Annotated in this window: 23 protein-coding genes; 13 read left to right on the top strand and 10 right to left on the bottom strand. The window is 66.9% G+C overall.

Annotation, left to right across the window (positions count from 1 at the left end):
* Positions 1 to 17 precede the first annotated feature (17 nt).
* Positions 18 to 1,454, top strand: coding sequence for a sugar porter family MFS transporter (locus tag J7I85_RS12315; protein WP_214852097.1), 1,437 nt, complete (start codon positions 18 to 20; stop codon positions 1,452 to 1,454).
* 145 nt (positions 1,455 to 1,599) lie between these two features.
* On the opposite strand, the gene J7I85_RS12310 is transcribed toward J7I85_RS12315, so the two are convergent.
* The gene (locus J7I85_RS12310; RefSeq protein ID WP_214852095.1) at positions 1,600 to 1,980 is read right to left on the bottom strand and encodes a helix-turn-helix domain-containing protein; all 381 of its coding nucleotides are present in this window, start codon (positions 1,978 to 1,980) and stop codon (positions 1,600 to 1,602) included.
* Between the two features lie 97 nt (positions 1,981 to 2,077).
* On the opposite strand from J7I85_RS12310, the gene J7I85_RS12305 reads away from it, so the two are divergent.
* Positions 2,078 to 2,950 carry an SDR family oxidoreductase gene (locus J7I85_RS12305; RefSeq protein ID WP_214852093.1) on the top strand — a complete coding sequence of 291 codons (873 nt, stop codon included), beginning with the start codon at positions 2,078 to 2,080 and terminating at the stop codon, positions 2,948 to 2,950.
* 384 nt (positions 2,951 to 3,334) lie between these two features.
* On the opposite strand, the gene J7I85_RS12300 is transcribed toward J7I85_RS12305, so the two are convergent.
* Genes J7I85_RS12300 through J7I85_RS12290 form a run of 3 tightly spaced genes read right to left on the bottom strand, consistent with a single transcriptional unit; the run spans position 3,335 to position 7,298 of the window.
* Complete coding sequence (locus J7I85_RS12300; RefSeq protein ID WP_214852091.1) at positions 3,335 to 4,498, bottom strand: mannitol-1-phosphate 5-dehydrogenase; 1,164 nt, start codon at positions 4,496 to 4,498, stop codon at positions 3,335 to 3,337.
* The gene (locus J7I85_RS12295) at positions 4,498 to 6,516 is read right to left on the bottom strand and encodes a PTS mannitol transporter subunit IICBA (RefSeq protein WP_214852089.1); all 2,019 of its coding nucleotides are present in this window, start codon (positions 6,514 to 6,516) and stop codon (positions 4,498 to 4,500) included. Before J7I85_RS12295 ends, J7I85_RS12300 begins: the two co-directional genes overlap by 1 nt.
* Before the next feature lie 53 nt (positions 6,517 to 6,569).
* A complete protein-coding gene (locus J7I85_RS12290) occupies positions 6,570 to 7,298 on the bottom strand; it encodes a TetR/AcrR family transcriptional regulator (RefSeq protein WP_214852083.1) in 729 nt (242 codons plus the stop codon).
* Between the two features lie 163 nt (positions 7,299 to 7,461).
* Between J7I85_RS12290 and ptsP the strand changes: the two genes are divergently transcribed.
* Positions 7,462 to 9,147, top strand: a complete 1,686-nt coding sequence (gene ptsP / locus J7I85_RS12285; RefSeq protein WP_214852082.1) for a phosphoenolpyruvate--protein phosphotransferase — start codon at positions 7,462 to 7,464, stop codon at positions 9,145 to 9,147.
* A 110-nt stretch (positions 9,148 to 9,257) separates the two neighbouring features.
* On the opposite strand, the gene J7I85_RS12280 is transcribed toward ptsP, so the two are convergent.
* Positions 9,258 to 10,094, bottom strand: coding sequence for an alpha/beta fold hydrolase (locus J7I85_RS12280; RefSeq protein ID WP_251024273.1), 837 nt, complete (start codon positions 10,092 to 10,094; stop codon positions 9,258 to 9,260).
* 48 nt (positions 10,095 to 10,142) lie between these two features.
* Here J7I85_RS12280 and J7I85_RS12275 point away from each other — a divergent pair, with 48 nt between their 5' ends.
* The 4 genes from J7I85_RS12275 to J7I85_RS12260 all read left to right on the top strand — a co-directional run bounded on the left by J7I85_RS12275 (position 10,143) and on the right by J7I85_RS12260 (position 12,586).
* Complete coding sequence (locus J7I85_RS12275; RefSeq protein WP_214852081.1) at positions 10,143 to 10,577, top strand: helix-turn-helix domain-containing protein; 435 nt, start codon at positions 10,143 to 10,145, stop codon at positions 10,575 to 10,577.
* A 103-nt stretch (positions 10,578 to 10,680) separates the two neighbouring features.
* Complete coding sequence (locus J7I85_RS12270) at positions 10,681 to 11,457, top strand: FadR/GntR family transcriptional regulator (RefSeq protein ID WP_214852080.1); 777 nt, start codon at positions 10,681 to 10,683, stop codon at positions 11,455 to 11,457.
* Position 11,458: 1 nt separating this feature from the next.
* Positions 11,459 to 12,178, top strand: coding sequence for a cache domain-containing protein (locus J7I85_RS12265; protein ID WP_214852074.1), 720 nt, complete (start codon positions 11,459 to 11,461; stop codon positions 12,176 to 12,178).
* A gap of 120 nt (positions 12,179 to 12,298) precedes the next feature.
* Complete coding sequence (locus J7I85_RS12260) at positions 12,299 to 12,586, top strand: hypothetical protein (RefSeq protein ID WP_214852072.1); 288 nt, start codon at positions 12,299 to 12,301, stop codon at positions 12,584 to 12,586.
* Positions 12,587 to 12,602: 16 nt separating this feature from the next.
* On the opposite strand, the gene J7I85_RS12255 is transcribed toward J7I85_RS12260, so the two are convergent.
* On the bottom strand, positions 12,603 to 13,820 hold the full coding sequence (locus J7I85_RS12255; protein WP_214852071.1) for a CdaR family transcriptional regulator: 1,218 nt from the start codon (positions 13,818 to 13,820) through the stop codon (positions 12,603 to 12,605).
* Between the two features lie 233 nt (positions 13,821 to 14,053).
* Here J7I85_RS12255 and ald point away from each other — a divergent pair, with 233 nt between their 5' ends.
* Positions 14,054 to 15,172: an alanine dehydrogenase gene (gene ald, locus J7I85_RS12250; RefSeq protein ID WP_214852069.1), complete on the top strand. Its 1,119-nt coding sequence runs from the start codon at positions 14,054 to 14,056 to the stop codon at positions 15,170 to 15,172.
* Positions 15,173 to 15,310: 138 nt separating this feature from the next.
* On the opposite strand, the gene J7I85_RS12245 is transcribed toward ald, so the two are convergent.
* Together J7I85_RS12245 and J7I85_RS12240 are read right to left on the bottom strand one after the other, a co-directional pair.
* Positions 15,311 to 16,387: a Gfo/Idh/MocA family oxidoreductase gene (locus J7I85_RS12245; RefSeq protein WP_214852062.1), complete on the bottom strand. Its 1,077-nt coding sequence runs from the start codon at positions 16,385 to 16,387 to the stop codon at positions 15,311 to 15,313.
* A gap of 64 nt (positions 16,388 to 16,451) precedes the next feature.
* A complete protein-coding gene (locus tag J7I85_RS12240; protein WP_214852055.1) occupies positions 16,452 to 17,078 on the bottom strand; it encodes a TetR/AcrR family transcriptional regulator in 627 nt (208 codons plus the stop codon).
* A 123-nt stretch (positions 17,079 to 17,201) separates the two neighbouring features.
* Here J7I85_RS12240 and J7I85_RS12235 point away from each other — a divergent pair, with 123 nt between their 5' ends.
* Positions 17,202 to 17,768, top strand: coding sequence for an NAD(P)H-dependent oxidoreductase (locus J7I85_RS12235; protein ID WP_214852053.1), 567 nt, complete (start codon positions 17,202 to 17,204; stop codon positions 17,766 to 17,768).
* A gap of 214 nt (positions 17,769 to 17,982) precedes the next feature.
* Positions 17,983 to 18,906 (top strand): GerMN domain-containing protein, encoded by a 924-nt coding sequence (locus J7I85_RS25025; protein WP_251024272.1) that lies wholly within the window; start codon positions 17,983 to 17,985, stop codon positions 18,904 to 18,906.
* On the opposite strand, the gene J7I85_RS12225 is transcribed toward J7I85_RS25025, so the two are convergent.
* Positions 18,903 to 19,775 carry an isocitrate lyase/phosphoenolpyruvate mutase family protein gene (locus tag J7I85_RS12225; RefSeq protein ID WP_214852052.1) on the bottom strand — a complete coding sequence of 291 codons (873 nt, stop codon included), beginning with the start codon at positions 19,773 to 19,775 and terminating at the stop codon, positions 18,903 to 18,905. The two genes, J7I85_RS25025 and J7I85_RS12225, sit on opposite strands and share 4 nt — an antisense overlap.
* A gap of 123 nt (positions 19,776 to 19,898) precedes the next feature.
* Here J7I85_RS12225 and J7I85_RS12220 point away from each other — a divergent pair, with 123 nt between their 5' ends.
* The 3 genes from J7I85_RS12220 to J7I85_RS12210 all read left to right on the top strand — a co-directional run bounded on the left by J7I85_RS12220 (position 19,899) and on the right by J7I85_RS12210 (position 22,170).
* Entirely contained in the window at positions 19,899 to 21,194 is a 1,296-nt protein-coding gene (locus tag J7I85_RS12220; protein WP_214852051.1) for a PLP-dependent aminotransferase family protein, read from the top strand.
* A 54-nt stretch (positions 21,195 to 21,248) separates the two neighbouring features.
* Positions 21,249 to 21,680, top strand: coding sequence for a universal stress protein (locus J7I85_RS12215; protein ID WP_214852050.1), 432 nt, complete (start codon positions 21,249 to 21,251; stop codon positions 21,678 to 21,680).
* 148 nt (positions 21,681 to 21,828) lie between these two features.
* Entirely contained in the window at positions 21,829 to 22,170 is a 342-nt protein-coding gene (locus J7I85_RS12210) for a hypothetical protein (protein WP_214852048.1), read from the top strand.
* Positions 22,171 to 22,184: 14 nt separating this feature from the next.
* On the opposite strand, the gene J7I85_RS12205 is transcribed toward J7I85_RS12210, so the two are convergent.
* Positions 22,185 to 22,814 carry a phosphatase PAP2 family protein gene (locus J7I85_RS12205; protein WP_214852046.1) on the bottom strand — a complete coding sequence of 210 codons (630 nt, stop codon included), beginning with the start codon at positions 22,812 to 22,814 and terminating at the stop codon, positions 22,185 to 22,187.
* Positions 22,815 to 22,862: the final 48 nt, after the last annotated feature.

Below are 22,862 nucleotides of genomic sequence, written 5' to 3'. Positions count from 1 at the left end.
CGAACCAAGGGAGAACCATGTCCACCGACAAGCAGACAACCGCTAAGATCCCCAAGCGGGTGATCTGGCTGGCGCTTGCCGGCGCCGTGGGCGGCTTCCTGTTCGGCTTTGACTCCTCCGTGGTCAACGGCGCCGTGGATGCCATGAAGGACGAATTCGCGCTCAGCGAGGCCGTCACAGGTTTCGCCGTGGCCGTAGCACTGTTGGGTTGCGCAGCCGGCGCGTACATGGCCGGCAAGGTAGCGGACCGCTACGGCCGCATCCCCGCGATGAAGCTGGGGGCACTGCTGTTCCTCATCAGCGCCATCGGCACCGGCTTCTGCTTCAGCGTCTGGGACCTCATTTTCTGGCGCCTGGTGGGCGGGCTCGGCATCGGCCTGGCCTCGGTGATTGCACCGGCATACATCTCCGAAATTTCGCCCCGGCACGTCCGCGGCCGGCTCGCGTCGTTGCAGCAGCTGGCCATCACCACGGGTATCTTCGCCGCCCTGCTGTCCGATGCCCTGTTCGCCACGTCTGCCGGAGGTGCGCACCAGGCATTCTGGCTGGGCATCGAGGCTTGGCGCTGGATGTTCCTGGCCGCCGCTGTTCCGGCGGTGCTCTACGGCGTGGTCGCCTACACGCTCCCCGAGTCCCCGCGCTTCCTGGTGGTCCAGGGCAAGGAGGACCTGGCCCGGAAGGTCTTCGACTCCATCGCCCCGGATGAGGACACCGACCGTCACCTGCGGGAAATCCGCGAGGCGATCGAGGAGGACCAGCTCGCGGGCAGGAAGGGCTCGCTGCGCGGCAAGGCGTTCGGCCTGCAGGCCGTGGTCTGGATCGGCATCACCCTGTCCGTCCTGCAGCAGTTCGTGGGCATCAACGTGATCTTCTACTACTCCACCACGCTCTGGAAGGCCGTGGGCTTCCAGGAGAAGGACTCGCTGACCATCTCGGTGGCCACGTCCATCACCAACATCCTGGTCACGCTCGTGGCCATCGCCCTCGTGGACAGGATCGGCCGCCGCCCCATCCTGCTGGCTGGCTCCATCGGCATGGCCGTTTCCCTCGGCGCCATGGCCGTCGCCTTCGCGTCGGCGACGGGCTCCGGCTCCGACATCACGCTCCCCGGCGCCTGGGGCCCCGTTGCCCTCGTGGCCGCGAACGTGTTCGTGATCAGCTTCGGCGCATCCTGGGGACCGCTGGTCTGGGTGCTGCTGGGTGAGATCTTCCCGGCCCGGATCCGCGCCCGCGCCCTGGGCCTGGCCGCCGCCGCCCAGTGGATCGCCAACTTTGCCATCACGCTGAGCTTCCCCGTGATGGCCGCAGCCTCGCTGCCGCTGACGTACGCCATGTACGCACTCTTCGCGGCAGCTTCATTCTTCTTCGTCATGTACAAGGTGCCGGAGACGAACGGCATGTCGCTGGAACAGGCTGAGACCCTGTTTGTTCCGAAGGGGTCCGTCAAGGTCTGACCGGCTCTTGGCTCCTCCGGCATGAAACGGAAGACGCCCATGTTCTCTGCGGACTGTGTCCCGGGAGCGTGGGCGTCTTTTGTTTTGTGCGCGTAGCCGCGAGTCAGCGAACGCCGCTCATTACCTGTAGGCGGGACTTCACAGCCTAGGATTCGGATCGGTTCACGATCGCGTCGGCGTGCTCGGCCACCCAAGCGACCAGGGGCAGCAGCAGGGCGGCCAGTTCCTCCCCGCGGCCGGTCAGGCTGTAATCCACCCGGGGTGGGATGACCGGCTGGGCGTCGCGGCGGACGAACCCGTCGGCCTCGAGGGTCTTCAGTGTCTGGGCGAGCATCTTCTCGCTGATGCCTTGGGCGCGGCGTCGTAGTTCGCTCCAGCGCTGGGGGCCCTCGGACAGGGCCACGAGGATCAGCACACCCCACTTGCTCGTAACGTGGTCCAGCACGGTCCGGCTGGGGCATCCCGCGGGGAAGATTCCGTCGGCGAAGGGGAAAGCGGGGACCTTGGCTGTGGCACTTACCTTCATGACAGTACCTTACCTGAAAGTGCGTACTCTCTTTTGGGAAGTAATCCGGAAAGGACCGGGTTGGCACCACTGACAGTCACCTCAGAAAGGACCAACCATGACCATCGTCATCACCGGAGCCACCGGCCAGCTTGGCCGCCTCGTTGTCGAAGCACTGCTGGATAGCGGCCTGCCCGCGGAGCAGATTGTAGCCGCAGGCCGGACCGTGGACAGGATCGCCGACCTCGGCCAGCGCGGCGTCCACGTCCGCACCATCGACTACAGCCAGCCCGAGTCGCTGCGGCAGGCGTTCGCGGGCGCGGACAAGGTCCTGCTGGTTTCAGGCAGTGAGGTGGGCCAGCGCGTCGAGCAGCACCGGAACGCGATCGGTGCGGCCAAGGGGGCCGGCGTCGGCCTGGTCGCTTACACCAGTGTTGCCAACGCGGACACCACCGCTATGAAGCTGGCCGATGAGCACATCGCAACTGAAGAGATCCTCCGGGATTCCGGGATCCCGTTCGTCCTGCTTCGCAACGGCTGGTACCTGGAGAATTACACCGGCCAGCTCCCGGTCCAGGTCCAGCACGGCGCCGTTCTCGGCAGTGCCGGCAACGGCCGCGTGAGCGCCGCTGCCCGCGCCGACTACGCGGCGGCGGCAGCGGCTGTGCTGCTCCGAGATGACCAGGGCGGCCAGGTCTACGAGTTGGGCGGCGACGACGCCTTCACCCTCAGTGAGCTGGCCGGGGAAGTCAGCGCAGCGTCCGGCAAGCCCGTGACTTACAGGGATCTGTCGGCAGAGAAGTACACCGAGGTCCTGGTGGACGCCGGTCTGCCGGAGCCCTACGCGGCCATCCTGGCGGACAGTGACCTGGGCATCGCCCGCGGCGATCTCCTGGTCACCAGCGGAGACCTCAGCGCCCTGCTCGGCCGCCCCACCACGCCGCTGCGCGAGGCGGTAAAGGCCGCAGCCGAGAGCCTCCAGGCGAGCTAACCGTAGCCAAACGCTCGATCACATCCTGCAGGCTTTCTTCAAACCCTTCCTCACGTCCTGCAGGCTTTCTTCAAACCCCTCCTCACCTCCTGCGGGTTTTCACCAAACGCTCCCGCACTTGGCGCAAGCAGGGTTGGCCCGAACCGGCTTGAAGTGAGGAAGCGTCCGGAAAAAGGCGACAGGATCTGAGGAAGCGTCGGGAGAAAAGATGCAGGATCTGAAGAAGCGTCCTGAATGCACGTACAAACGCCCGACGCCGGAACTCATCTTGAGTTCCGGCGTCGGGCGTTCCGTTGTATTCAGTTCCGTTGTGCAGCAGTTCCGTTATTGTGCAGCAGAAACTGTGGAGCAGAGCCCGTCTGCAGCGGGGCCGCGGCGGCCTGGCTAGGCCGGGGCTGCGACGTCCTCCGCTTTGCGCTCCTCGACGAGTCCGCAGACCGCCGAGAAGAGCGGGTGGTCCTGCGCCAGTCCGGTGATCCGCTCCGTGGCCGCGGCGGGCTCGGACGCCGCCAGGATCTGGCCGAGTTCCACTGCTTCGGTGTCGGCGGGGTCGTTGAAGCGCAGGGCCGCTGCGATGGCCCCGAGCAGCGCCTCGGGGACAATCCCGCGTTCGGCCAGTTCCGCAGCCGGACCGATGAACCGCTCGTGCCTGCTGAGCTTGCGCAGCGGCGCGCGCCCCACGCGGTGCACGGTGTCCGGCAGGTGCGGGTTGGTGAAGCGGCCCAGGATCTTCTGGACGTAGGCCTCCTGCTCGTCGTAGCTGAAGCCGTGCTTGGACACGAGCAGCTGCTTGGTCTCCTCGAGCACGGCGCGCACGTCCGCAGCAACGTCCTCGTCCGCCATGGCGTCGGAGATCTTCTCCAGCCCGGCTTCGAAGCCGAAGTACGCCGCGGAGGCGTGCCCAGTGTTCACCGTGAACAGCTTGCGCTCGATGTAGGGCCCCAGTTCGTCCACGAAGGTGGCACCCGGAATCACCGGCGCGGCACCCCCGAACGGCGTGCGGTCGATGACCCATTCGTAGAACGTCTCCACCGTGACGTCCAGGCCCTGCCCTGGTTCCTGGTTGGGCACGATCCGGTCCACGGCCGTGTTGGCAAAAACGGCTGAGTCCGCCAGCGGTCCGGCGGCCTCGTCCCAGGACTGAACGACCGACTCGCGCAGGAGGTCCGTGGCGTTGATGGCGTTCTCACAGGCCATCACCTGCAGCGGCGGCAGCCCGGCGGCCCGGGCGGCAATTCCCTTGGCGATGGCGGGCGCCACGAACTTGAGGATGTGCGGGCCCACCGCGGTGGTGACCATGTCCGCCGTCGCGATTTCCTCGATGAGCTGCGCCTCCTGGGTGCCGGAGTTCACCGCCCGGAAGTTGTCCACCGTGCGCACGGCGGGGTCCTCCCCCACCTCGTGCACGCTGTAGCTGTCCGCCCCGGCGAGTTGGGAGATCAGCGCGTCCGCGACATCAGCGAACACCACCTCGTACCCGGCCTCGTGCAGCAGCAAACCTACGAACCCCCGGCCGATGTTCCCGGCCCCGAAATGTACAGCCTTCACTATGCGTTGACCTTTCCGAACAGCTCCAGCACTTCGTCCACCGACGTAGCCGCCTCAAGCTGCGCCACCTGCGCCTTGTTCGTGAAGACCTTCGCGATGGAGGACAGGATGTGGAGGTGTTCGTTATTGATGCCGGCCACGCCCACCACGAACTTGACCTGCTTGCCGTTCCAGTCGATGCCCTCGGGGTAGCGGACCACGGACACGGCGGACTTCATGATGTGGTCCTTGGCGGCGTTGGTGCCGTGCGGGATCGCCAGGAAGCTGCCCATGTACGTGGAAACGGATTCCTCCCGCTCGTGCATGGCCAGGATGTAGTCGTTGTCCACGGCTCCGCGCGCCAGCAGCAGCTGGCCCGCCTCGTCGATCGCGGCGTCGCGGGTTGCCGCGGTGCCGGTCAGGACCACGCTGTCGGCCACCAGGATGTCCGACGGCGGCGCAGCGCCTTCCGCGGGCGCCTCGGCAGCGGGGGCGGCACCCGCAGCACCGGCGGGTGCAGCGGTTGCCGCAGTACCGCCGTCGGCGGTTTCCGGGGCGTTGCTGCTCCTGACCAGTTCCACGATTTCGTCATAGCGCGGGCTGTTCATGAAGTTGTCCACGGAGTAGTGCACGGCGCTGGACGTGGCCGGTGCGGCACGTTCGGTGAGGTCCTGGTGGGTGACCACCACGTCGTAGGTGTCGGTGAGGTTGGCGATGGACGCGTTGGTGACCTTGACGTCCGGGAAACCGGCCGCCTTGATCTTGTTGCGCAGTACGGAGGCGCCCATGGCACTGGAGCCCATGCCGGCGTCGCACGCGAACACGATGTTCTCGACGGGACGGGTCAGGACCGCGGTGCCACCGGCTCCGGCGCCAGTGAGGGCGGAAGAGACGGAACTCTTCTTGCCTTTCATGTCCTCCATGCGGCTGGTAGCGGCGCTGAGGTCGCCCTCGTCGTCCCGGTTCTTGGACGTCCGCAGGATCACCGAGGCGACGAGGAAGGAAACCGTCGTTGCGAGCAGAACTGAGAGGGCCACTCCGAGGTAGCTGTCACGGGCGGTCTGGGCGAACACCGCGAAGATGGAACCAGGGGCGGCCGGCGCCACAAGGCCGGAGTTGGTGATGGCCAGGGTGGCGATGCCTGTCATGCCGCCAGCGATAGAGGCGAGGATCAGGATCGGCTTCATCAGCACATACGGGAAGTAGATTTCGTGGATGCCGCCGAAGAAGTGGATGAGGGCGGCGCCCGGCGCTGAGGCCTTGGCAGCGCCGCGGCCAAAGAACATGTAGGCAAGCAGGATGCCCAGGCCCGGGCCGGGGTTGGCCTCCAGCAGGAAGAGGATTGACTTGCCCTGTTCCAGTGACTGCTGGATGCCCAGCGGGGTCAGCACGCCGTGGTTGATGGCGTTGTTCAGGAACAGTACCTTGGCCGGCTCGATGAAGATGGAGGTCAGCGGCAGCAGTCCGTTGTTCACCAGGAACTGGACCACGTTGCCGGCTCCGGCGCTGAAGGCCTGGACCAGCGGGGCAATCCCGTAGAAGCCGAGCAGTGCCAGCAGGGCGCCCCAGATGCCGGCGGAGAAGTTGTTCACCAGCATCTCGAAGCCGGGACGGATCTTGCCGTGCCAGATCGCATCGAGCTTCTTGATGGTCCAGCCGCCCAGCGGACCCATGATCATGGCTCCGATGAACATGGGGATACCGGCGCCGACAATCACGCCCATGGTACCGATGGCACCCACCACACCGCCGCGGACGTCATAGACCATCTTGCCGCCGGTGTAGGCAATCAGGAGGGGAAGCAGGTACTTAATCATGGGACCGACGAGGCCCAAATTGGCCACACCCTCGGCATTGGTGCCAAAGCCGCCAAGCTCGGGTACGGGGATCCAGCCCTTTTCAATGAAGAGGGCGGTGATGAGGCCCCAGGCGATGAAGGCGCCGATGTTGGGCATGATCATGCCGGACAGGAATGTCCCGAACCTCTGGACGTGCACCCGTGCGCTGGTTTTCGGTTTTGCAACTGTCTCTGTTGCCATGTGATTTCCTAACGTGGTCCCTGCTGCACCGCAGGATGGTCCGATAGTTTCGTCTAGCCGGTGGAACTGTTGGAGATCCGGTGGAGCCATTCGAGAAAGAGCTTGAGTTCCGAGCTGGACAGCTGGTCCGAGTGCGATGCCTGCAGCGCCGCGTTCAGCGCGATGGCAGCGACCACCACGGATGATTTCCCGGAATCCTCCGGTCCGGCATTCCTGCCCTGATCACTGGACACCGCGAAGATCATGGCGTCCCGCGTCATGGTGGACAGCTCGAGGTTCCGCTCGGCCACCGGTTCCGCGATCAGCATGAGCGTGACACCGACGTTGGCCGCCAGGATGCTCCTGGCAGCCTCCCGCGGCTGGACGTTCAGCTGCCCGGCAGCGGCTGCCTTGTTCAGCATCTCCTCCATGAGAGCCTCGGCATCGGCAACGATGGCGGGGCGGCTCTCGGGGCGGATGTTACCGAACATGACCAGATAAAGTTCCGGCTGATTCAGCCCGAACTGCACGTGGTTGTCCCACATCCGCCGGATGTCCACCAGCGGTTGTCCGGACGGGGCGAAGTCCCGTTCGCCGGCCACATATTCTTCGAAGCCCGCGGCGACAACTGCGTCAAACAGGCCCTCCTTGTCACCGAAGTGGTGATAGAGGGTGGGCGCCGTGACGCCCGCCAGCTGCGTGATCTGGCGGGTAGAGACAGCGGCCCCCGCGGATTTGGCCAGCAATTCGGCTGCCGCACGCAACAGCCTCATTTTGGGCGGAAGCTGGCCATCGAAACTCATAACCGCTACCCTAGCACCTATAGCAACGCTATATGAACTGAATCACATACAATTTTTTCCAGGCACCGCAACGCAGCATCGGACGTAGCCGTTCCGAGCTTCCGGGCTCCCACCCGGGCAGATACCGGCGGGCCTGGCTACCGGCAGAGAACGAGGACCTTCAGTGCAGAACTTCCCAGGAGTAGGCGTCAGCCCCGGCCGCATCATCGGCACGATCCGCCAGATGCCCAAGCCCATTAGCGAACCTCCGGCCGGCGAACAGCTTCCCGCGGGCACTACCCCGGAGGATGCAACCGCGGCACTGAAGGCGGCGGCTACCGCTGTCCACGATGAGCTGAAGGCCCGCGCGGACCACGCCACCGGTGATGGCAAGGCCGTCCTGGAAGCCACGGCCCTGATGGCCAAGGACACCATGCTGATCAAGGGCGCCGCGAAGCTGATCGCACGCGGCAACTCCGCCCAGCGCGCCATCTGGGAATCCGGCTCCTCGGTTTCGGAAATGCTGCATAACCTCGGCGGTTACATGGCGGAACGCGCCACCGACGTCCTGGACGTCCGCGCCCGCATCGTGGCCGAACTCCGCGGCGTGCCCGCCCCGGGCATCCCGTCGTCGAACGAACCGTTCATCCTGGTGGCCGAGGACCTGGCCCCCGCTGACACCGCCACCCTCGATCCCAACAAGGTCCTCGCACTGGTCACCGCCGGCGGCGGTCCGCAATCCCACACCGCGATCATCGCCCGCTCACTCGGCCTGCCCGCCGTCGTGGCCGCCATCGGCGTGGACGAACTGCCGGACGGCACCGAGGTTTACGTCGACGGCGCCGCCGGCTCCATCACGGTCAACCCGGACGCGTCGCTCCGCGCAGCCGCAGAGGCCTGGGCCGCCACGGCGTCCCTCCTGGCTGAGTTCAGCGGCACGGGCTCGACGGCGGACGGCCACCTGGTGCCCCTGCTCGCCAATGTGGGCGGTGCCAAGGATGCCCAGGCCGCGGCGAAGCTCGGCGCCCAGGGCGTGGGCCTGTTCCGCACCGAGTTCTGCTTCCTCGAACGTGACACCGAGCCCACCGTCGAGGAACAGGCCGCGGCATACAAGGGCGTGTTCGACGCCTTCCCCGGCAAGAAGGTGGTGCTCCGCACCCTGGACGCCGGCGCGGACAAGCCGCTCCCGTTCCTCACGGACGCCACCGAACCCAACCCGGCCCTGGGCGTTCGCGGCTACCGCACCGACTTCACCACCCCGGGTGTCCTTGACCGGCAGCTGGAGGCGATTGCGAAGGCCGAAAAGGAGTCGGAGGCTGACGTTTGGGTCATGGCCCCAATGATTTCGACGGCGGAGGAAGCCGCCCGTTTCGCCACCATGTGTGCCGAGGCCGGCATCAAGACGCCGGGCGTGATGGTGGAGGTTCCCTCCGCCGCTCTCACGGCCGACACCATCCTGCGCGAAGTGCAGTTCGCCAGCCTGGGAACCAACGACCTCACCCAGTACGCCATGGCCGCCGACCGCCAACTGGGTCCGCTCGCCGGGCTGAACACTCCGTGGCAGCCTGCCGTGCTGCGCCTCGTGGGCCTGACCGTTGAGGGTTCCAGGGCAGAGGGACACAGCAAGCCCGTGGGCGTCTGCGGCGAGGCCGCGGCGGACCCTGCCCTCGCCGTCGTGTTGACCGGCCTGGGCGTCATCACACTGTCCATGACCGCCCGCTCACTGGCGGCGGTGGCCGCGGTGCTGAAGACCGTCACGCTGGCGGAGGCCCAGGAGCTGGCCAAGCTGGCCCTGTCCGCGCCTAGCGCCGTGGAAGCCCGGGCATGGGTCCGGGAAAAGCTGCCCGTGTTGGAAGAACTCGGACTGTAGCTCGACTGCAGGTCGGACGGCCCGGCAGCAGGCAGGCGTCCAAAGCAGGCAGGCGCCCGGAATTCCGGGCGCCTGCCTGCTTTTCGGGGTTCAGGTAGTCAGATTGGGGTTCAGGCCGTCGAGCCCTCCGCTGCCGCGGAGCCCTCGGCCGCGGTGCCGGCCCAGTGCCGGATGGTCCGGGCAACCTCTTCGGTAGCGGTGTCCTGAACGACGTGCCCGCGCCCGGGGACCTCGGCAAACGCGCCATCCGGGGCCTGCGCGGCGAGATATTCGCACCACGGCCTGCGGGCGATCGGATCCCTTCCACCACGGAGGACGAGCACCGGCTGCGCCACGCCGGGCACCCGGGAATCCAGCGGATACTCCATCATCACGGGCAGTTCGGTCAGGTACCACCGAACACCGGTTCGGAAGTAGTCGGTAAACACCACGACGTTCGTCAGCGGGGGCTCGCTGAAGAGGGAATCCCGCGTCAGTGCAAGCGCATGCCAGGCAGCGCTCCTGCGGGCGGGATCCACCACCGGACCCATGAGCACTATCCGGCTCACCAGCCCGGGTGCCTGGAGCGCCAATTCCACCGCGAACTGGACTCCCATGGAATGGCCCACCACGATGCAGGACTCCACGCCATACTCAGCCAGGACCGCCGCGACGAAAGCCGCGTACTCACCGACCGTCACCTGCCGGCCTGGACGCGGCGTGCCGTCGAAGCCCGGCAGGTCGAAGGAGTAGACGGCAGCACCCCGTTCGGTGCCCTCCGCCTGCTGGTTCTGTTCTTTCGGGCCTTGGGCCAGTTCGACGTGCAGCCGGGCGAGGTAGCGGTGCGAGACGCCGATGCCGTGCAGCAGCACATAAGCCGGCTGCCCCGCGGCCGACGCCTCGTTCGACGTGTACAGGCGGCCCGTCAGGCCGTTCGCCGTCACTGCTACTCCATCACTAAGTCTCATCCGCCGAGCATATCCAACTCACCGTTCCGCAGCGGTTAGGCTTCTGCCATGGCTCTGATTGCTCCCAGGGTGGCGCCCGCCCTTCCTGCCGAAGACGCGCTGGCGATGCAGCGCGCGCTCGACGGCGGCACTGACATCACCGTGTTCGTGGACGGCACTGTCCATCGCCTCCCGCCCCAGGCGAGGGACGCCGTCGTCGACCTCCTGGCAAGGTTCAGCCGCGGCGAAGCGGTGACTGTAAGCAGCGTGGAGGAAATGCTCACCACCTCAAAGGCGGCCGAACTGGCTGGCATCTCCCACACCTACCTGCGGAACATGACGGACCGGGGCGAGATCCCGGTGGAATACCGCGGCACACACCGACGCATCCGGCTGGCGGCCATCATGGCATGGCTGGAGGGGCAGAAAAAGAAGCAGGCGGCAGCGGCCGCGGCCGGAGAAGCCTCCGAAACCGGCACTTCCGACGGCGAGAGCGGACAGTAGCGCCTCACCCGGCTCGGTGGTGGCCGGAAACAACGTGCAAAGATTGAAGGTAATCGGAAAAGCGCCGGCGACATCGGAGCCACGGACCGCGGGAGGCCTGGGAATGGGAAGTGCGGCAATTTCCACTTCGGCGCTTGACCTGCTGTTGCTGCTCCGCGGAAGCGAGCCCGAGGGGCTGGGCCGCGCCGACCAGGTTTCCTACCAGATTGAGACCGCCATCCTGATGGGCATCCTCACCGAAGGCGACAGGCTGCCTACGGAGTCTGTGCTTGCCGCGGAACTTGGCATCTCCCCGATCACCCTGCGGCAGTCCCTTGCCGCCCTGCGGACCAAGGGCCTGATCGAAACCAGCCGGGGGCGCAGCGGCGGCAGTGTCATTCGCCGGCAGCTCGATTTCACAGACTCACAGTTGCAGGACAAGCTTCGGGAAACGAGCACCGAGGCGCTCAGGGACCTGGGTGACCTGGGTGCGGCCATCGCTTCAATGTCAGCGCGGCTTGCGGCCGGGCGGGCGGACCCCGCGAATGTGGAGCACCTTGAAGATCTGGCGAGGCGCCACCGGGACTCGGCCGATGACCGGGCCCGGCGCCGCATGGACAGCCGGTTCCACGTTGCCGTCAGCATTGCCGCGCAGTCCAGCAGGCTGACCTCGGCCGCCCTTCAGCTTGAAGCCGAGGTGATGACCCTGTGGTGGGGGCGCTCCGGCCAGGCCGGCAGTGACGGCAAGTCCGTGGAAGAACACGCCGCAATCGTTGATGCAATCAGGGCCCGGGACTCGGACGCGGCCGCCAGCGCGGCAGAACGGCACAGCCGCAACGAGACCGAATACTTGATAGAGCAGCATCTCAGATTGACGATGCGGCCCGAAGAAGGTGGGTGACGTGGAGACCGTAGAAGAGGCCCTTGAGCGGACGGCCACCGTGCTCTCCTCCAGCATCAGCCGTGTTTTCGTTGATCTGGAGAAGATTGCAGGCACCGTTTCGGCGGCGGCGGCAGCCGTGTCAGGCGTACCCCGCCGCAGCGAATTCCTGTTCCTGAAGCAGGAACTGGCCAACTTCATCAAGCTGCACTCGGACATCATCGTCGGCGCCGGCATCGCCTACGCCCCGGGGAGCCTCCGGGAAGCAACCCACTGGCTGGAATGGTGGCGGACGCAACGGACGGGTGAACCCCGTTTCGTCACCCATGACCTCAACCCGGACTCGCTGAACTACTACGACTACACAACCCGCGACTGGTTCACTATCCCGTCGGCCAGCGGGCAGCCCGTGGCGGTTGGACCCTACGTTGATTTCGGCGGCATCAACGTCAACATCATCACGCTCTGCGTTCCGGCGCCCACCGCGCAGGGGATTCAGATCCTGGGGTGCGACCTGACCCTGGCGAACCTTGAGGGAATCTTCCTGCGGGCCCTTCAGCTCCGCGAGCCCGTGGTGGTCCTGCTTGGACCCAACGGCCGCGTCATCGCGTCCAACAACGCACGCATCGCCACAGGAACTTTGTTCCTGGAAGAGGACATGGCGCGGGCCGACATTTCAGTGGACGTCTCGCCCGCCAACCCCGCGCGTCTGCCCTGGAAGCTGATCACCCTCCGGGATTAGGCTCCTTCGTGGGGCAGTAGATGTCCCGGCCCGCACGCAAAAATGACGGGGTGATAAGGATCAAGCAACGATCCCCCGTTACCAGGGTTTCCGGCTGGCGCCCGGGGTTACTCTTTATTCGTGGTGAGATTCAGGGGGTTGCACATCGTGGCGGGCATCGTCGCCATGGGTGTGGCGGCTGCCTTGGGAATCATCATGGGCCTGAACAACACCGCCGTTTTTACCTCCAGCTGCGTGGTCTTCGTGGCAGTATCCCTGTGGGTCCAGAGCCGCGTCGCCAAGTTCCGCACCCAGCTCCAGGGACTCCCGCAACATCTCCCCGACGCCGTCACGCTGGAACGGACCGCAGAGCGGACCACGGAACATCCTGCCGAGCAGCTGCCCAGCGGCGAGGGCAACGCCGCCTAGTTGGTTCCTCCCGGCCTCAGATCCTTGGCCTTGATGCCCAGCGCCGCGCCTTCAGGGCGGCGTGCAGCTCCAGCCGGACCATCCCCTTGAGCGGATCGACGCCCAGCAGCTGCCGGATGCGGCCCAGCCGGTTGTAGATACTGCTGCGGTGCAGGTGCAGTTTTTCGGCAACGTCCTGGACGGAACCGTCATTGTCGTAGAGCAGTTCCAGCACGGGCAGCAGCTCCCCGTTCCGGTCGTGGTCCTCGAGGGCCTGGAAATTCACCGAACCGGCGTCGCTCCAGACCCCGGCCCCGCCGCCGGCCGAGGCCAGGAGCTGATACACCCCGGTGGCCCGGCAATCCACCAGCTCGCCGAGCCGTGGATCAACCGCGGCTGCCAGGGCGGCCACCTTGGACTGCCGGTAAGCCTCGGCCATGTCTTTGATGCGGCTGAATCCCTCACTGGTTCCCAGGATGATCCGCTCGACGGACCTGCCGGAGCGCTTGGCGAGCTCCAACTGGTAGTGAACCAGAACCTGCGCCTGGCTGGCGCGCCCTGTGGACTCCCGGAAGAGGACAACTGAGTGGGTCTCCGCACCTGCACTGAACAGGACAGCGTCCACGCCGATGGTGGCCTGCAGTGCCGCGGCGCGGTGGATGAGCGTCGAGGCGATGGGATCCGGACCGGCCATCCAGCCGTCCGCGTCCAGAACCGTCACCAGCTGCCAGGGTCCCCGGTCCTGCACTTCCTTCCAGCCCGCCACCGCAGCAACGGCATTGGCTTCCCCAGCACAGGCGGCCAGGAACTCGCGTTCACGGCTGCGCCGGAACTCTGATTCCGCGGTGTTGGAATCCAGCAGCAGTCCGGACAGCAGGTCCAGCTCGTCCCGGACGTCGGGCAGCTCGGCAAGGATCGCCGTCGCGCTTTGATCTTCCAGGTCCAGCTGCACCCACAGGTAACCCACCCGGAACCCGCGGACCAGAAGCGGGACGCAGACGCGCCCCAGCATTCCCAGCTCCTCGTTGGCGGGCACCACCACGGGACGCACTGCGGTGGCGATGCCGTGCGAGAGCTGCCAGTTTTTGACGTCCAGCGGCACGCGCTTGCTCAACAGGAAGTTCACCCGCACCCGGTCCGCATGCGACTGGTTGGAGCTGTAGGCGAGCAGCAAACCGTCGAGGTCCTCCAGGGACAGCCCGCGGCCCAGTTTGAGGGCCACACGTTCGACGAGCTGTTCCACATCCTGCTGCATGCTGACAGACTACGTCCCGCGGGGCGCCGTGAGCGAACGGACATCAGGCGACACCTGACGCCCCGGCGGTCGACAATAGTCGAACGTGGGACTTCGAAAACCCCGGAAACACGCGGTCCGGCTCTCGGCGAGGCGGCCGGTCCATGTAGTGCGCCTCACAGCCGGATCTATTCTGGAATCACAACTTCCCCACACATTCCGGCCTTGCAGCCATCGGATCTGGAGCCCAAAAAATGATCATCGGTATCCCCAAAGAGATCAAGAACAACGAATTCCGCGTCGCCATCACGGCTGCCGGCGTTCACGAATTCCGCACCCACGGCCACACGGTCCTGGTGGAGCGCGGTGCGGGCCTGGGTTCCGGCATCACCGACGAGGAGTACGCCATCGCTGGCGCAGAAATCGTCGCCGACGCCGACGAGGTCTGGTCCCGCGCGGACATGGTGATGAAGGTCAAGGAGCCCATCAAGGCCGAGTACCACCGCTTCCGCAAGGGCCTGATCCTCTTCACCTACCTGCACCTGGCCGCCGAGCCCGAGCTGACCCAGGAGCTCATCAACTCCGGCGTCACCGCCATCGCCTACGAGACCGTCCAGGAAGGCCGCACCCTGCCCCTGCTCGCACCCATGTCCGAGGTAGCCGGCCGGCTCTCCGTCCAGGTCGGCGCGACCTCCCTGATGGCGCCCGCCGGCGGCAAGGGCGTGCTGCTCGGCGGCGTCCCGGGCGTCCGCCCCGCCAAGGTCGTGGTCCTCGGCGCGGGCGTCGCGGGCACCAACGCAGCCGCCATGGCTCTGGGCCTCGGCGCCGACGTCACCATCCTGGACATCAACATCAACCGGCTACGCGAACTCGACGCCCAGTACCAGGGCCGGCTTAAGACCGTCGCCTCCAACAAGTACGAGATCGAGAAGTCCGTGGTGGACGCCGACCTCGTGATCGGCTCCGTGCTCATCCCCGGCGCGAAGGCCCCCAAGCTGGTGACCAACGAACTCGTGGCGCGTATGAAGCCCGGCTCGGTTCTCGTGGACATCGCCGTGGACCAGGGAGGCTGCTTCGAGGACACGCACCCCACCACGCACCAGGAACCCACGTACAAGGTCCACAACACGATCTTCTACTGCGTCGCCAACATGCCCGGCGCCGTCCCGAACACCTCCACCTACGCACTGACCAACGTCACGCTCCGCTACGGCGTCGCCCTGGCAAACCTCGGCGTCAAGGCCGCTTTCGAGAAGGACCCCGCACTCGCAGCCGGCCTGAACATCGCCGCAGGCCACGTTGCGCACCACTCCGTCTCCGAGGCGCACAACCTGCCCCTCGTGGCGGACTGGCACGAGCTGGTCTCCGCGTAAGCTAGCTCGCCGTCCTGGACGGCAGTCATCCTCCGCGTGCTTGGGCCCACGCCGGCAGGGTTCCCTAGCCGAGCTTGCGAGGTTAGGGTGCCGGTGGGGAGCACGCTGCCGGATGCCTGTCGTCCAGCGTTGCGTGCGTTAACCCTGCGCGGAAGCCAGCGCGCGGGCCTTTTCAATTAATTTGAGGACTTCGACCGGGCCGGCCGGATCTACCGGGACGGGCAGAGCCGAGGTGGTGCCGCCGTCGGAGATCTTGGCCGCGAGGATCCGGTAGAACTCCGGGTAGGCACCGCGCTCCGTGGACAGCCGGTCGAGGTGGCCGTCCCGGCCCAGCTTCCCGGCCCACTCGGGTGCTTCCACGCCGTACTCTTCGTCCAGCGGTCCCCCGCCGGCCACGATGTACGGTTCCTGCGGGTCCACGCCGTGCTTGGTAAACGCGCCTTCCGAGCCGAGCACCCGGTAGCGCGGTCCCTGCTGGGCGCACAGCATATTCATCCAGAGGTGGCTAAGCACGCCGGACCCGTGCCGCAGGACCACGAAACAGTCGTCATCAGTCTTTTCCCCCGGCCGCCGGGCCTGGAGCTCGGCATGGACCACTGTTGCCGGGCCGAAGAGCTGCAGTGCCTGGTCCAGCAGATGGGTGCCGAGGTCGAACAGGACACCGCCGCCGTCGGCCGCCGTGGCCTCCGCCTTCCAGGCCTTGGCAACCTCGGGCGACCACCGTTCGAAGCGTGATTCGAACCGGGTCACCTGCCCCAGCGACCCTTCAGCCAGCAGTTCCTTGACCGTGAGGTAGTCTCCGTCCCAACGCCGGTTCTGGAACACCGTCAGCACCCGCCCGAGCCGCTCAGCGAGCGCGATCAGCTCGTGCCCCTGGTCGCTCGTCACAGCGAACGGCTTGTCGACGACGACGTCGAGCCCGGCCTCGAGCGCGGCCTTCGCCAGCGGGTAATGGGTGGCCGGCGGCGTCCCCAGCACCACGAGGTCAAGGTCAGCGGCCCGCGCAAGGACCGCATCGCCGTCGGGCACTGTTTTCACGCCTGGGTACTGGCCGACGGCGGCAGCCTGCCGGCCGGGGTCAGAGGTGGCGATGACGTCCAGCGAGTAGCTCGGGTCCGCCGCGACCAGCGGCGCATGGAATACCCGGCCGGACAGGCCGAAGCCCACCACAGCGGTCCGGATGGGAGTGGAGGGGGTGGAGGAATCGGTGCTCATGGTGCCACGCTACCCCCTGGGCCGGTCCCGGTTCAGCCGCGTTCAGCCGTGAGGCATCCGGCCCTCAGCCCGCCGCACCTCCGACGACGCGGGTGACCAACTGGCGCCAGGACTCCTCCAGCCGCTCCGGCGAAAGGTGCTGCACGCGCACGGCGTGCAGCAGCCGTTCGGGTTCGAGGGTTGCGCTGAGGGACATGGCCATGAGCCACGGGTCCGCGTCGAAGCCCGCCGAGCCCAGCAGGTGCTCAATGTGGCGGTGCCAGAGCACCGCAGCGGGGGCCTCAAACCTGTTGTGCAGTGACGCTTCGGCGGCCCTCGCGAGCTCGCCGTACTCCATGACATAGCGGATACGTTCGGCGCCGAAGGCGATCAGCCGTTCCAGTGGCGGCGCCCCGGGGCCAAGGGGCGGCGGTCCGAACATGAAGCGGCCCTGGAACTCGGCCTCGGCGTCGCTGAGCAGGGTCATCATGAGGCCGGCCCGGCTGCCGAAGCGGCGGAACACCGTTCCCTTGCCTACGCCTGCGCGCTCCGCCAGCTTGTCCATGGTCACGCCGTCGGCACCGCATTCCTCCACGAGCTGCCGGGCAGCGCACAGGAGCAGCTCCCGGTTCCGGGCAGCATCGCTGCGTTCCGCTCCGGAGCCGGCCGAGGGTGCGGGAGAGGATCCGGAACGAATTGGGATGAGGCTCACACCAAGCATTCTAGACCCGGGAATAATATCCGGACCGCAGTCCGTTTAGTCTGGATGAAGGCACTAAACGCCTCCAAGAACCACTCGCCACGGAGCGTTCCGCGGCAAACCTAAGGAGTTCACATGTCCAAGAGCACCGTACTCGCCCTGGTGGGAAGCCTGCGCGCCGACTCCCACAACCGCAAGCTTGCCGAAGCCATCCAGCTGAACGCCCCGGAAGGCCTCGAGATCGTGATCCACGAGAGCCTGGGCAACATCCCCTTCTACAATGAGGACATCGACGTCGAGGGCCAGGTTCCGGCAGCCGCCGCCGCCCTGCGCGAGGCAGCCGGCCAGGCGGACGCGTTGCTGCTGGTCACCCCTGAGCACAACGGCACCATGCCCGCCTCGCTGAAGAACGCCATCGACTGGCTGTCACGCCCCTATGGTGCCGGCGCCCTCGCCGGCAAGCCCACCGCCGTCGTCGGCACCGCCTTTGGCCAGTTCGGTGGCGTCTGGGCCCAGGACGAGGCCCGCAAGGCTGTTGGCATCGCCGGCGCCCGTGTGCTGGAGGATGCCAAGCTCGCCGTCCCCGGCTCCATGGTCCGCTTCGCGGAAACCCACCCGAAGGACGACGCCGAAGTCGTTGAGCAGATCAAGGAACTCTTCGTTGCCCTTGCCGCCGTCGAGCCCGCCGGCGCAGCCGCCTAAGCAACTCCGCCCTTCGCACGCCCCCGGCCTTCCAGTGGCCGGGGGCGTGTGCCATTCCCGGCCATGCCCTCTGACCGGACAGAGCCGGGGCCTGCTGCAACCAATCCGTGACTGAGCTGCGGCCAAACTGACACCCGGGCACCGTTCCCCGGCCCGCCGCCCCGCCGTAACGTTGATGTACGGGACGTGCCGGAGCAGGGAGTGCGGTGCAGGCATGAAGTCGAGCTGGGGAGTCAGACCGCTGACGACGGCGGTTGCCGCCTTCTGCCTGACGCTTCCCTTGTGGGTCGGCTCCTGCGCCCCGCTCCAGCAAAATGCTTACGACGCCGGGCCCGCCCCCGCCACGGCACCCGAACCCCGCCCGGCGCCTCCGGTGAGCCCGCCCGAGGAAACCGGCGCACCCGCCCCGGGAGCATCCGGCCAGGGCGCTACTGGTCAGGGTGCTGCCGGCCCTGGCGTGGGAACAGCGGCCGGCGTTTCCGAGCCCGTTCCTGCTACCGGTTCAGCTCCTCCGTCCGCAGGCTCGAACCCCGGCGGCCAAACTGCCGGCGGCCTGGGCGGGGGCGTCGCCGGCCCGGACACCCAAGCACAACTGCCGGGCGGCGCCGGACAGCAGCCCGTGCCTGCTTCAGGGGCCCCTGCTTCGGGCGCCGCGGCCGGCCCGGATTCCCCTGGCCCCACAACGGGCTCCACGGCACCGGCTTCCACGTTGCCAGGGACCGGGACCGGCGAAGCTGGCGCCGGCACTGCGGTTTACTACGTCGCACTCGACGACGGCGGCACGTCCGGCGTGCGCTTCGGCTGCAACGACAGCCTGGTGGCCGTGCACCATGCCGACTCATCCATCAGCGAGCCACTGCAGGCCGCCATGAGCAGGCTGCTGTCCGGCCCGGGCGCCCCGCCCGCGAGCGGCCTGTACAACGCACTGTCAGCTTCCTCGCTCCAGTACGTGTCCGGGTACCTCGACGGCACCACGGTGGTGGTGAACCTGACCGGCGCAGTGCAACCGGGCGGCGTCTGCGATCTTCCGCGGATCGAAGCACAGCTCACCCATACGGCCGTCACGGCCGTGGGTGCCGTCCGGGCGGAAATCTACGTCAGCGGCGTGCCCCTGGCCGAAGTTCTCGGCCTCCGCTAGCCCTCGCCTTCCGGTGAGAACAGCGCGTCCATGTCACTATGGCTCGGCGAACCGGCGAGTTCTGACCAGTTACCGTCGCCCAGGATTTCGGCGGCCACTCGGGAAACAGTCGCATAGGCCGCCTTGGCAGCATTGCCGCCGATGCTGACCCGCCGCACACCGGCGTCGTGCAGTTCGCCCACCGACGCCGATCCGACGCCGGCAAGGGCATTCAGCGGCGCCGATATCCGCCTGCTGAGCTCATGCAGAATGTGGAGGTCTGTCACGCCGGGAACGAAGATTCCGTCGGCCCCCGCGGCCAGACAGCGTTCCGCCCGCTCCAGCGTTTCCTTGAACGCTGAGTCCCCGAACTGCCCGGAAAGGTACGTGTCCGTCCGGGCATTGATGAAGAGGTTCACGCCGGACTCTGCCGCGATGCTGCGGACCACACTGATCCGGCGGGCCTGCTCGTCGGCGTCCGTGAGACGCATCCCGCCCGAGTCTTCGATGTTCACGCCCACTGCGCCGGCCTCCAGCACCGCCGTGACAGTTTGCCGGAGCAGCCCGTCGTCGAAAGCGCCGTCGGTGCCCGCATACCCGGCTTCGATATCCGCCGTGACCGGGAGCCTCGTCGCCGCGGTGATCCTGCGGAGCGCGTCCAACGCCAGGCCCGGAGGCACGTGGCTCCCATCGGGGTACCCCAGACTCCAGGAGATGGCCGAACTCGAGGTGGCAATGGCCCGCGCCCCGGCCTTCTCCACAAGCCGGGCCGACGCGGCATCCCACACGTTCACGAGCACCAGCGGAACAGCACCGCCCGCGTGCATTTGACGGAAGGCGTCAGCCTTGGCGGGCTGGGACGGTGCGTGCTGGGGCTCGAGTGACGTCATGGCTCCATTCCATGCCTTGGTCTGCCGGAGGTAAAGGTGCCCGAAGGCCGCAGTTTCGAATCCTCCGGAATTCAGGTCAACAGCTGTTGCCTACTTAGCAACCTATGGCTGTACTCTGGGACTGTGACCCACGAGACACTCGACGCCGCCGCAGCCGTCCTCCCCGCCGAAGCCATCGACGCCATCGAGCGCGCTGCGACATCAGCCCACCGCCACGACGAACTCTTCTCCGAGCGCGCCGCGAACATCAAGCAGTCGGCGGTCCGGGATGTTTTCGACATCTCCATGCGACCGGGCCTGGTCTCGCTGGCCGGCGGCAGCCCCTACCTGCAGTCCCTGCCACTCGAAAAGCTTGCCCAGACGGCCGCACGGATCATCGCCGAGGACGGCCTCACGGCGCTTCAATACGGCGGGGGCCAGGGCACTGAGGAACTGCGCACGCAGATCTGCGAAGTCATGGCCGCCGAAGGCATCCTGGACGCCCGGCCGGAGAACGTGGTGATCACCGCGGGCTCGCAGTCCGCCCAGGACGTGGCCACCAAGGTGTTCTGCGACCCCGGCGACGTGGCCCTGGTGGAGGAACCCACTTATGTGGGGGCGCTGAACACGTTCGAGGCATACCAGGTCCAGGTGGAGGCCGTGCCAATGGACGACGACGGCCTGGTGCCTGATCTTCTCGAGGCCAGGATCGCGGCGCTCCAGACCGCCGGGAAAAACATTAAGTTCCTCTACACCATCCCCAACTTCAACAACCCGTCGGGCATCACGCTGGCGCAGGAGCGCCGGCAGCAGATCGTGGACATCTGCCGCCGTGCCAACATCCTGGTGCTGGAGGACAACCCTTACGGCCTGCTGAGGTTCGACGGCGAGCCGCTGGCCCCGCTGCGCGCAGGCAACCCCGACGACGTCATCTACATGGGATCGTTCTCGAAGATCTTTGCCCCGGGTTTGCGCATCGGCTGGGCCCTGGTTCCGGCCCACCTGCAGCGCCGTTACTACCTGGCCTCCGAGGCAGTGACGCTCTGCCCGCCCACTCTGAACCAGATGCTGGTCTCGGCCTACCTCCGCGAGTACGACTGGAAGGGCCAGATTGAGACGTACCGCGGGCTGTATGCCGAGCGGTGCCACGCGATGCTGGCGGCACTGGAGAAGCACATGCCCGATGGGCTCAGCTGGACCCGGCCGCAGGGCGGATTCTTCGTCTGGGTGACGCTGCCGGAGGGCGTGGACACGTACCCCCTGCTCCACAAGGCGATTGATGCCGGCGTCGTCTTCATTCCCGGCGCAGCCTTCACGCACTCGGACGCCCCGTCGAACAAACTCCGCCTTGCTTTCAGCGCCGTTCCTCCGGAGGCCATTGCCGAGGGCGTGCGGCGGCTGGCTCCGGTGCTGCGGGAAGCCATAAACGCGCTGGCCTGAGCTGCGGGCGGCGGGGACATCAGATTATTCGGGATATTCAAAGGAGATAAGGCCATGGCGGAAACCATTGTTGTGGGTGTGGACGGAAGCGGTACTGCGCGCAAGGCAGCCGAGGTGGCGCGGGATTTGGCCGGCGCGCTGGGCGCCGGGCTCCATGTCGTGTCCGCGTTCGATACCGACCGGACCGAAGTCTTCGGCAGCGGCAGTGACCGGTGGATCGTGTCGGACGCCGGGGAAGCCGAAAAGGTGGCCCGGGAGGTGGCGGCTGCCTTGGCCAGCGGCGAACTCAAGATCACCTATTCCGCCGCACGGGGCAAGCCGGCCGAGGCCCTGGTCAGGGAGGCGGACCGCCTTGAGGCGAGGATGATCGTGGTGGGAAACCGCCGCATGCAGGGCCTCGGGCGCGTGCTGGGCAGCGTGGCGAACAGCGTGGCCCACAGTGCGTCCTGCGACGTCTACATCGCCAATACCTATGGAGCGGACTAGCGTGCCGCAGGCCTGACTTGACGCGGATCACCCCGGCTGGTGGGCAGCCTCACCACGTTTTCCGGCAATCCGGCATGGCCCGAAAGATAAAATTGGAAGTGCCCCCGATGGAGCGGACAAACCCAAATCTACCTTTCAGGGGAACACTGTGCTTACACTCCAGCGGCGCCACCTCGTCGGCCACGACATCCTCCTTGCCCGCCACGGCAACCACATCAGCGCCATGCGCGTGGACCGCTCCGCGGGCCGCGTGATCGCACTCCTCGACGACGGCTCCGTGGACAGCGCTCCGAACCTCATCTCCCCCGACCTGCAGCTGCCGGATACGCTGAAAAGCGTCCTCCACGAGGACTGGAAGTTCCTCACGCTCGTGAGCTGCGGCATCGCGGCTGTGTGCGGAGTCATGCTGGCCGCCGCGGTGAGCATGGCAGGACTGTCCTCCGACCCGGCCATGGCGCAGCTGCTGGCCAACTCCTACGCCGCCTACTAAGCCAGTCCCCGGCGTCAGGCCATTCGGACCAGCACCTCGCGGAGTAGCCACCACAGCCCGGCGGTGACGCCGCCGCCCACCAGGGCGCCCGCAACAACCTGCGCTACCGTATGGGCTCGCAGCACCACCCTGGACCAGCCGACAGCGGGAATCAGCACCAGCAGCGGAAGCCACTGAACGCCCAGGATCAGCACCGTGATGGCCGTTGTCAGCGCGATCGCCCCGGCGTGGCCGCTGATCTTCCAAAACAGGCTGATGACGGCGAGCACCACCACGCCGCCCACTATGGCCAGCACCACCACAATGACGCTGTACGGCGCGTTGATGGCCAGGAGCACTGCCAGCCCCGCGAGCAGTGACACCACCGTCATGGCAAGCACTGGTGCTCGTTGCCTGCGGTCGCTGACGTGGTGGTCCGTCACCTTGCCCAGACGGACCAGAAGGACGACGGCGGCCAGGGGCAGCACGCACACAAACAGCACCGCTACGGCGCCGAACCAGACGGTGCCCGGAAAGCCGGGTTCCAGTGCCGGGCTGAGGAGCAGCAGCAGAGCCACGGTGATCGGCGGCTGAAGGGCTTCCGTGATGACCCGGGCCACGCGGTTCTTCACCCGGATGCTTATGATCCCGCGATCCTCACCCATGGGAACCCCGTCCCTGCCTGTCCGGTCCTTCCCCCTTTCCCGGAGGGT

Source organism: Arthrobacter sp. ISL-65 (genome assembly GCF_018613795.1).
Lineage (GTDB): Bacteria > Actinomycetota > Actinomycetes > Actinomycetales > Micrococcaceae > Arthrobacter.
Note: the sequence above shows the minus strand (reverse complement) of the source record. Positions and strands in the feature narration are given on the sequence as shown.

Excerpts from the sequence above, each read along its gene's own strand:
- J7I85_RS12270 (WP_214852080.1), top strand. The coding sequence starts at position 10,681 with ATGGGAAGTGCGGCAATTTCCACTTCGGCGCTTGACCTGCTGTTGCTG.
- J7I85_RS12295 (WP_214852089.1), bottom strand. The coding sequence starts at position 6,516 with ATGGCAACAGAGACAGTTGCAAAACCGAAAACCAGCGCACGGGTGCAC.
- J7I85_RS12255 (WP_214852071.1), bottom strand. The coding sequence starts at position 13,820 with ATGCAGCAGGATGTGGAACAGCTCGTCGAACGTGTGGCCCTCAAACTG.
- J7I85_RS12205 (WP_214852046.1), bottom strand. The coding sequence starts at position 22,814 with ATGGGTGAGGATCGCGGGATCATAAGCATCCGGGTGAAGAACCGCGTG.
- J7I85_RS12305 (WP_214852093.1), top strand. The coding sequence starts at position 2,078 with ATGACCATCGTCATCACCGGAGCCACCGGCCAGCTTGGCCGCCTCGTT.
- ald (WP_214852069.1), top strand. The coding sequence starts at position 14,054 with ATGATCATCGGTATCCCCAAAGAGATCAAGAACAACGAATTCCGCGTC.
- J7I85_RS12215 (WP_214852050.1), top strand. The coding sequence starts at position 21,249 with ATGGCGGAAACCATTGTTGTGGGTGTGGACGGAAGCGGTACTGCGCGC.
- J7I85_RS12280 (WP_251024273.1), bottom strand. The coding sequence starts at position 10,094 with ATGAGACTTAGTGATGGAGTAGCAGTGACGGCGAACGGCCTGACGGGC.
- J7I85_RS25025 (WP_251024272.1), top strand. The coding sequence starts at position 17,983 with ATGAAGTCGAGCTGGGGAGTCAGACCGCTGACGACGGCGGTTGCCGCC.
- J7I85_RS12275 (WP_214852081.1), top strand. The coding sequence starts at position 10,143 with ATGGCTCTGATTGCTCCCAGGGTGGCGCCCGCCCTTCCTGCCGAAGAC.
- J7I85_RS12235 (WP_214852053.1), top strand. The coding sequence starts at position 17,202 with ATGTCCAAGAGCACCGTACTCGCCCTGGTGGGAAGCCTGCGCGCCGAC.
- J7I85_RS12290 (WP_214852083.1), bottom strand. The coding sequence starts at position 7,298 with ATGAGTTTCGATGGCCAGCTTCCGCCCAAAATGAGGCTGTTGCGTGCG.
- J7I85_RS12315 (WP_214852097.1), top strand. The coding sequence starts at position 18 with ATGTCCACCGACAAGCAGACAACCGCTAAGATCCCCAAGCGGGTGATC.
- J7I85_RS12245 (WP_214852062.1), bottom strand. The coding sequence starts at position 16,387 with ATGAGCACCGATTCCTCCACCCCCTCCACTCCCATCCGGACCGCTGTG.
- J7I85_RS12225 (WP_214852052.1), bottom strand. The coding sequence starts at position 19,775 with ATGACGTCACTCGAGCCCCAGCACGCACCGTCCCAGCCCGCCAAGGCT.
- J7I85_RS12310 (WP_214852095.1), bottom strand. The coding sequence starts at position 1,980 with ATGAAGGTAAGTGCCACAGCCAAGGTCCCCGCTTTCCCCTTCGCCGAC.